Raw genomic sequence first — 6,162 nt, 5'->3', positions numbered from 1 at the left:
CAAGGGCAGTCACTTCCTCGCCTTCCTCGGCCTGGCCGCAGCCCTCACCTGCTACAAGAAGCTCGCGAAACTCACCACGTGAGACAACCTCTAAGTCGCGGCTGCCGTCGCGGGTGGACCGGCGCCGTTCGTTCCTCGGGCATGTGAAGAACGCGCTGCCCACCAACCCGCTGGCGCCGAAGGGGCCGCACCGCCGGCATCCGAAGATGCTCCCTGACGGCGCCCGGGAGAAGCTGCTGGAGACGGTGAATGCCGCCCGGGACCGGCTGGTGGTCACTTGGCTCGCCGACGGTGGTCTGCGCATCGGCGAGCTGTGCGGGCTGCACCTGGTCGACCTGCACCTGCGGGAGAACGCGGCCTGCGGCGAGTGCCGCGCCCCTCACCTGCACGTCTGCCACCGGCCCGGCAACCCAAACCGGGCCGAGGCCAAGACCAAGCACCCCTGGCGGGTCGAGCACGGCATCGTGACCGGTGGGCTGATCAAACGGATCAGCCCGGCGATGGTGCACACCTACTTCGAGTACGTCACCACCGAGTACCCGCGCGGCGTCGGGCACGGCATGCTCCTGGTCCAGCTGCACGGCGCAGCTACCGGACAGCCGTGGGCACCGGTGGGGGCCCGGCGGATGCTCGGCCGGGCCGGGAAACGCGCCGGACTCGGGGTCGTGAAACCCCATGCCTTCCGGCACTCGTTCACTTCTGCGGTTCTCGACGCCGCCGAAGGCAACACGTTGATCGCCCGGGATGCCGGCGGCTGGGCCTCGGCCGCGATGGTGGATGAGGTCTACGGGCACGTCGATGTCCACGACCCGGTCTTCGATGCCGCGCTGCGGACGGTCTGGAGTGAGACGAAGTGACGTTGCCGTCGCTGCTGCCGCAGCAGGATGCCCGCACGCGACGGGACCGGCTGGAGGTGCTCACCGCGTTTATCGGCGGGCCCGAGTTCGACCCGGCGCTGCGCGGTGGGGTGCTGAAGATTCCGCCGTCGCACCCGGTCTATCCGTGGAGCTGCACGGTCGTCGACTGCGCGCGGCCCCGCTGGCGGCGCTATGCGATGTGCTCGGTGCACGCCGAGCAGTGGCAGGAGGCGGAGGCGCGTGGGATGAGCCGGGCTGAGTTCCTGCGGGCCGCGGAGCCGCTGCCTGCCACGGAGTTGCCGGAGGCGATGATGTGCCGGATCTGCCCGCAGCGGCCAGCGTTCAGCCTGCAGCTGGTTTTGTGCTTCCGGCACCGCAACCGGTGGCTGAGCCATCTGAAGCGGCACCCCGGTGCGAGCGGGGATGAGGGGGAGTTCAAGCGGTGGCTGGCCGACCAGCCGGCACTGCCGGGTTACCGTGAGTGTCGCGCGGACGTGTGCGACGAATTGGCCGCTTCACCGCTGGGGTTGTGCGGCGCGCACGAGCGCGGCTACATCCGGGCCGGGCGGCCGGGCGGGGCGAGGCTGCCGAAGAACTTCTTCGCCATCTACGAGCGCCGTGATCGCCCTGTCCCGGTGACCTGCGAGGACCAGGTCGCTTTCCGTGCTTGGTGCCGTGCACAGCTGCCGGTGCACCGCACCGGAACGGTCAACCTGCGCGGGCTGCGACCCTTGCTGCGGGCGGAGTTGCAGTGGGGCATGTATGTCCACGGCCTGCAGCCAGTCGCTGTGTGGCATCTGACGTGGGTGCAGTCCCTCGCGGACGAGTGCCAGCGCCACGACGTGACGTCCCTGGCCGGTATGGAGCCGTCCGTCTTCCACCGCGCCTACCACAAGCGCATGGTCCAGGAGATGCAGCAGGCCCTGCGGAAGATCTACTTCACCCCCTCCGACACGCGGGATGCCGGTTACATCGAGACCGAGCACTTCGGGGTGCGCTTTCCGGGCCGCTCCAGCTACGTCGACCTGACCTGCATCTCCCAGCGATGGCTGCGCGACCTCTTGTGGGATCACATCGTCGACGTGCTGCGCTCGCCCACCTGTCCGCGCAGCGCCCAGCCGGTGGACTTCGTACGCCGCGCCGGCGCCGAACTGTCCGCGTTCTTACAGTCGGAGGCGCCGGGTGGCGGCCACGATCCGTCCACTCTGCGCCGCGAGCACGCACACCGCTTCGTCGCGGACCTGCGCAACCGCGAACGCCTCGGCCTGGCCTTCCGCGGGCAGGCCCGCCTGGACGGCAAGAGGGCGAAGGTCACCGAGAACTCGCGCCGCCTGGTGTTCAACTACGGTCGCGCCCTGCTGCGCGGCGCGTTGGACAGCGGCAGCGCCGACCAGATCGGGCTGGACCGCGCCTTCATCGCCGCCATGCCGGTCGGCGGCCCGGGCACGCCCCGCAGCCGCAACCCCTTCCCCGACGAAGTCGCCCGGGCGCTTGCGGACGAGGCCAACCTGCAGCAGCTCGCCGACGGCTACGACCCGCACGACCGCGGCCTGCGGGATATGTGGGAGACCATCATCGTCACCGGCCGACGCGCCAGCGAGGTCATCCAGCTCCGCCTGGACTGCGTCGGCCGCTACGGCGGGCTGCCCCTGCTCTGGCACGACCAGACCAAGGTCGGCAACCTGAACGCGGCCGTCCGCATCCCCGACCATCTCCTTCACCGGCTCGAAGAACGCCGCCAAAAGACCCTGACCCACTACGCCGACCGGCACGCCGGCCGCCCGCCTACTGACGCCCAACGCGCTCACCTGGCCCTGTTCCCCACCGACATCCTCAACCCCGACGGCCGCCGTGCTTTGTCCTACACCTGGTTCCACACCGGCTTCCGCAGCTGGGTCGCCGAGCTTGACCTCGGCGGGCACTACGTCGCTCACCAGGCCCGGCACACGCTGGCCACGCGACTGCTGCGGCACGGCGCGAGCCTGACGCACATCCGCCGTTATCTTGGCCAGGTCTCCGACCGAATGGCCGAGCACTACATCCACCTGACCCAGTCGGATCTGGACAACGTCCTCCAAAACGTCTGGGTCGCTGGCCCCGGCACCGCCCACCCCGGCGAACCCCTCACCAGCGACACCACCCCACTCACCCGCGAGCAGGCCCAGGCCCTGGCCATCGACCTCTCCCGCCGCAGCACCCCCGCCGAGGGCGGAATCTGCACCTTCCAGCCCGTCGTGAACGGCGGCGCCTGCCCCTTCAACCTCGACTGCCATAACTGCGACAAGTTCGTCCTGTCCGGCGCCGACCTGCTCTACTGGCGTCGCAAGCGCGACCAGTGGCGACTGCTGGCCGAGGGCGCCCCCGACGACGCCACCGCCGACTACCTCCACCGCTACTTCGAGCCCACCGCCCGCGCCATCGACGGCCTGGAAAAGGCCCTGGCCGGCCTCGGCCTCCTCGACGACGCCCTCGCCCTGGACCTGCGTAAACCCCAGGACTACTTCCACCGCGTGTGGTCCACCGTCTTCCGCGCCACCGACCTCGCAGATGCGGGCAACGAGGAGCCGGACGAGAACAGCGATACACGTACAGCCGAGGAAACCGACCCCGAACAGGACATCGCATGAACACCGCCGCCGTCCCTGCACCGCGCACGGCTGCGGCCCTGGCGGCTCGCCGCCAGCGGACCGAAGCGGCCCTCCACCGCGTCCACGCGGCCATCGCCCGGCTGCGGCGCGAGAAGGCCCAGGTCAGCGTTGCCGCCGTCGCCCGCCGCGCAGACGTCTCCCGCACCTTCCTCTATGACAACCTGGAGGCCAGAGCCACCGTCGCCACCGCCATGGCCGACGACGGCGACCGCCGCGTCCGGACGCTCCCCGAGCAGGACAACGAGCGCGAGGCGACCTGGCGCGAACGCGCGCTGAACGCAGAGGAGGGCCTCAAGGCCGCCCAGGCCGAGATCCTTGCTCAGCGGACCCGCATCGGTGAACTCCTGGGGGAGATCCGCGACTTGGAGGCCGAATGGACCGAAGAGACCATTCAACGGATCAGCACCGAAAACACCACACTCAAGCAGAGGGTCCGCCAGCTCACCGCCGACAACCGCACCCTCGACGAACGACTCAAGGCCGCCCGTTCCAACCTCCGCTTCCAGGACCGGCGCATCGCTGACCTCGAAGCCAGCCTCGCCGACCCGCTCAGTTGAAACCCGCCCGATCTCCACAGCCCGGTGACGCACGGCGAGGTCGCCGCCACGTCAGGGGGTCCGCTGCCCCGGAGGGCTATCCCCGCAGAAGGCGCCGGCGGAGCGCCTCCTGTTCCTTGCTCCGCGCGGGAGCGGACGGTTGCGGCTGGGGCGCGCCGGCCGCGTGAGCGAGGTCGTGTTCCAGGCGGCCGCTCGTGCGCATAATGTCCGCGTCGGCCCACGGCGCGGGCCAGGCCATCACGAGGTAGTCCTCCACCGGTTCGGGACTGGTCATGTCCGGGAGGGTGCCGCGGCCTCGCGCGTGGACGCGGAGCCGGTACCAGCCCGGTCCCGCTGGGCTGAGGGGGGCAAGTCCGTCGACCGGGCCCTGCTCAAGGGATTCGACCCGCAGGCCGCCCGTGGGAGCATGCACGCTGACTTCCACGATCTCTTCCCAGAGGTCATCTGCGAGTCCGGGTGGTGAGCCGGTCATAGGTGTTGCGGTTGCCCGGATCTTGCCGGTATGGATTCCCGTGACGATGAGAGCCCCGTGTGACATGGGGACGGCGAGTCCGTTGCTCCAGTCCGCCGTCTGAACAGGGATTTCTCCGGCGTCGAGAACACCGAAAGTGCCTTCGGGGACGTACACGCTGTGTGGGGCGCTCATGGGAATCTCCCGGTTGGTACGGCATCACTCCGGGTGAAAGCCTGCCACGGTTTGCACAAGTACGGGCAATGCGCGGACTCATCCGGAGCGACACCGCGGTTCTCCGCGGGTGCGGGTGCCGTGGTTTCCCTCGGCACCCGCACGGTGCATCAGGAAGCGGTGACTCTGAAGGGGTCTCCGTCGAGGACGCGCTCAGCTCGGAAGAACTGGGTGTTCAGACCGCCCTGAGCTCTGTTCTCCGATTCCGTGATCATGCAGACGCTGACGCCCGTCGGGCCGGTCCCAGAGGACACGTGGGACATTTGGCAACCATCGAAGGTGCGCCGTGTACCACCGGAGGACAGACCTTCACGCGAGCGCGCGATGGGGTATTCATCGCAGCTCAGGCCCGCAATACTGGGGGCGTCTCCGCACGCCAGTCTACGATTCGTATCGACTATCGTGTCATCTTCTGTCCTGGTCAGCGGGTTCTCGAACGTAGCGCCGGGGAGCCCCGACGCCTGGGCGCGCTCCACGTGCGAGGCCAGGGAGGGGTAGGACGCCTTGCTGTAGATGAGTTCCGAGGCGTACCAGGGCACCACGCAGCCGACTGTTGCTCGTCCGACAGTGGCGTTGTCGCAGCGGAATTGGTTGAGCTGGTAGTCGACGACAGCCGGCGAGTACTGGGCGTTGGTGAAGGTGAGGTACCAGTAGGTGGTGCAGTTGCCGATGGCGCCGGCCGCGGTGGCAGTGGTGTCGAAGAACGCCTCGCCCGATCGCCAGGAGTTCAGAGGCGTCAGGGTCTGTGCAGGGAACGAGGCGCTCTCTCGCGTGCAGGACCCGCTCATGGTCGCCTGCCCGTCGACGGATGCCTTCAGGGCGTCGCCCCATCCGCTGTATGCCGAAACTTCGAGCTGGTGGGCGAACGTGGGCAGTCCCGTGTCGCTGTAGCTGTAGTTGATGGCGATCATGTTGGCCTGACCCGTTACCGTTGTCTGGCCGTTGACAGTCTGCCGGGTGGTGTACGTGAGGCCGGTCACCTGGCAGATCTGCGTGCGGGTGCCGAGGATTCCGCCGTTTGAGTCCTCACACCACTGGGGCGGGTCCACGGCGGCCAGGGTGGCGCGCGAGTTCTGCGGAAGGCGCGCAGGAAGATCGGACGGCTTGGTCTCCTGCACGCACACCGAGGCACCCTCGGCGTTCGGCTCAGTACACGTCTCCCGCTCGGAAAGCCGAGCCAGCTTCTGCCCCGGCGCGGCGGTGGGGCGGTCAGACCCAGGAGTCGCGCGCGAAGTTAACTGCCGCTGCACGCTCTCGTCGGTCTCGGTCTCGGTCTGGGCCGCGGTGCTTCGTGACGCTGCAGGTGCTGCGGCGTCGGCAGGTGCCACACCGATGAGTGTCGTAAGAAGCGCGGCTATCACCGCTGCGGGTATCAGGCGTATCGCTCGGGATCTTTCCCGGCGCTGCGACATCAG

At 68.9% G+C, this 6,162-nt stretch carries 5 protein-coding genes; 3 read left to right on the top strand and 2 right to left on the bottom strand.

Annotation, left to right across the window (positions count from 1 at the left end; genetic code table 11):
- Positions 1–143 precede the first annotated feature (143 nt).
- The 3 genes from ACGFYH_RS34085 to ACGFYH_RS34075 are packed head-to-tail and all read left to right on the top strand — an operon-like array spanning position 144 to position 4,062.
- Positions 144–857, top strand: a complete 714-nt coding sequence (locus tag ACGFYH_RS34085) for a tyrosine-type recombinase/integrase (RefSeq protein ID WP_393807038.1) — start codon at positions 144–146, stop codon at positions 855–857.
- Positions 854–3,484, top strand: a complete 2,631-nt coding sequence (locus tag ACGFYH_RS34080) for a tyrosine-type recombinase/integrase (protein ID WP_393807037.1) — start codon at positions 854–856, stop codon at positions 3,482–3,484. Before ACGFYH_RS34085 ends, ACGFYH_RS34080 begins: the two co-directional genes overlap by 4 nt.
- Positions 3,481–4,062 (top strand): DUF6262 family protein, encoded by a 582-nt coding sequence (locus tag ACGFYH_RS34075; protein WP_393807036.1) that lies wholly within the window; start codon positions 3,481–3,483, stop codon positions 4,060–4,062. Before ACGFYH_RS34080 ends, ACGFYH_RS34075 begins: the two co-directional genes overlap by 4 nt.
- A gap of 76 nt (positions 4,063–4,138) precedes the next feature.
- Here ACGFYH_RS34075 and ACGFYH_RS34070 read toward each other — a convergent pair whose 3' ends face one another.
- Complete coding sequence (locus ACGFYH_RS34070) at positions 4,139–4,336, bottom strand: hypothetical protein (RefSeq protein WP_393807035.1); 198 nt, start codon at positions 4,334–4,336, stop codon at positions 4,139–4,141.
- Between the two features lie 521 nt (positions 4,337–4,857).
- Entirely contained in the window at positions 4,858–6,075 is a 1,218-nt protein-coding gene (locus tag ACGFYH_RS34065; RefSeq protein ID WP_393807034.1) for a hypothetical protein, read from the bottom strand.
- Positions 6,076–6,162: the final 87 nt, after the last annotated feature.

Source organism: Streptomyces sp. NPDC048392 (assembly GCF_043200575.1).
GTDB lineage: Bacteria > Actinomycetota > Actinomycetes > Streptomycetales > Streptomycetaceae > Streptomyces.
This window is presented reverse-complemented; position numbering and strand designations above follow the sequence as displayed.